At 48.1% G+C, this 1,365-nt stretch carries 1 protein-coding gene; it reads right to left on the minus strand.

Annotated elements, in window-relative coordinates; all coding sequences use genetic code 11:
• Positions 1 to 1,365, minus strand: a 1,365-nt coding sequence (rpoD, locus tag ACTHS3_RS13255) for an RNA polymerase sigma factor RpoD (RefSeq protein ID WP_440368160.1), incomplete at both ends; no start/stop codon positions are given.

Raw genomic sequence — 1,365 nt, forward strand, 5'->3', positions numbered from 1 at the left:
CGGGTTACGTCAAATTGTTTGCCGACTTCTTCCAAAGTGTGGTCGGTATTCATATCGATACCGAAACGCATACGCAAAACTTTGGCTTCACGCGGCGTCAGGCTTTCGAGGATTTCTTTAGTTACTTCGTGCAGGCTGGTGTACATCGCAGCTTCTGCCGGAGCAACGTTGTTGGCATCTTCGATGAAGTCGCCCAAGTGCGAATCATCGTCATCGCCAATCGGTGTTTCCATGGAAATCGGCTCTTTGGCGATTTTCATGATTTTGCGGATTTTGTCTTCCGGCATTTCCATCAACTCGGCCAGTTTGGCAGAATCAGGTTCTTCGCCGGTTTCTTGCAGGTATTGGCGCGAGATACGGTTCATTTTGTTGATGGTTTCAATCATGTGAACCGGAATACGGATGGTACGCGCTTGGTCGGCGATAGAACGGGTAATCGCTTGACGGATCCACCATGTGGCGTAAGTTGAGAACTTGTAGCCGCGGCGGTATTCGAATTTGTCCACCGCTTTCATCAGGCCGATATTGCCTTCTTGAATCAAATCAAGGAACTGCAAGCCGCGGTTGGTGTATTTTTTGGCAATGGAAATAACCAAACGCAAGTTGGCCTGAATCATTTCCTGTTTGGCTGCTGAGGTTTCTTTCTCGCTTAACACCATGTTTTTGTTGATTTCTTTCAACTCTTCGATGGAAATTCGGGTTTCGGCTTCCATATTTGCCAGCTCGGTTTGTTTTTCGAGGATGGCGTGGCGGAAACGATCCAATGCGTTTGCCCATACACGGCCTTTCGCTACTTCTTCTTCTACCCATTTCAAATCAGTAATGGCGGGCAGGAAGTTTTTGATGAAGTAGTCGCGTTCCATGCGGACGCGGTCGATACAGATGTCGCGGATTTCGCGTTCGAGTTTACGGATGTTTTCAACGCGGCTGCGCAGGTTGCTGCTCAGGTTTTCGATTTGACGTGTGGCAAAACGGACTTCTAACAGTTTGTTGGCAATGGCATCACGGTGTTTCAGGTAGTTGGCGTGCAGGCTGCCGTATTTTTCCAACTGCTTGATCATTTTGCCGTATTCGCTCTCGATAAAGGCGAAGTGTTCCAAAACTTTTTGCTTCAGTTCGGCCAAATGGGCAGCGGATATGGCTTCAGAGTCGCTACCTGAATCGTCTTCATCTTCATCGTCGCCATCTTCATCATCGCTAACGGTTTCGCCTTCTTCGTCATCTGGTTTGGCATTTTCCAAATGACCCAAGCCCAATTCGTTCAACAAGACTTCATTAGGGTCGATGATGGCTTCAACCACTTCATCAACACGGATTTCGTCGTTGCGGACTTGTTCGATCAAAGCCAGAATTTCGGCAATCGAG

This window comes from Neisseria sp. P0009.S007 (assembly GCF_051962515.1).